The sequence below is a fragment of the Mesorhizobium sp. M2A.F.Ca.ET.039.01.1.1 genome (genome assembly GCF_003998035.1).
GTDB lineage: Bacteria > Pseudomonadota > Alphaproteobacteria > Rhizobiales > Rhizobiaceae > Mesorhizobium.
Genome location: NZ_RZRY01001454.1, coordinates 1 through 566, shown reverse-complemented (window position 1 = coordinate 566; position 566 = coordinate 1). Strand labels below are relative to the sequence as shown.

General features: G+C 67.5%; 1 protein-coding gene. It reads left to right on the top strand.

Going from position 1 to position 566, the window contains the following annotated elements:
- A partial coding sequence (locus tag EOA24_RS40405) for a hypothetical protein (RefSeq protein WP_133375087.1) occupies positions 1–566 on the top strand: 566 nt, incomplete at both ends.

Sequence of the window (566 nt, the reverse complement as noted above, 5' to 3'; positions counted from 1 at the left end):
ATCGAGGTGACATCCTTCGCCGAGCTGGTGCTGGGCAACGAGGCCTCGGACAACGCGCATCCGGCCTTCTCCAAGATGTTCGTCGAGACTGAGGTCGCGCCGAACAACGGCGCGATCTTCGCCACCAGGCGCAAGCGCGACAAGAACGACCCTGACCTCACCATGGTGCATTTCGTCACCGATCCCTCGGGCCCGTCGCGCGATGCTGAGGCCGAAACCGACCGGCGCGCCTTCATCGGCCGCGGCCGCACCATCGCCGATGCCGTGGCTTTCGATCCCGGCGTCAGGCTTTCCGGCAGCCAGGGCTTCACGCTCGACCCCGTGGCGGCGCTGCGCCGCCAGGTCCGCGTGCCGGCAAACAAGAAGATCTCGCTGACCTTCTGGACCGCCGTCGGCGCCAATCGCGCCGAGCTCGACGAGGCGATCGCCCGGCTCGACCATCAGGAGAGCTTCGCACGCCAGGCGATGCTTGCCTGGACGCGCAGCCAGGTGCAGACGCGCCATCTGGGCCTCAGCCTCACCGACGCCGCCAATGTGCAGAAGCTCGCCCGCTACCTGATCTATCC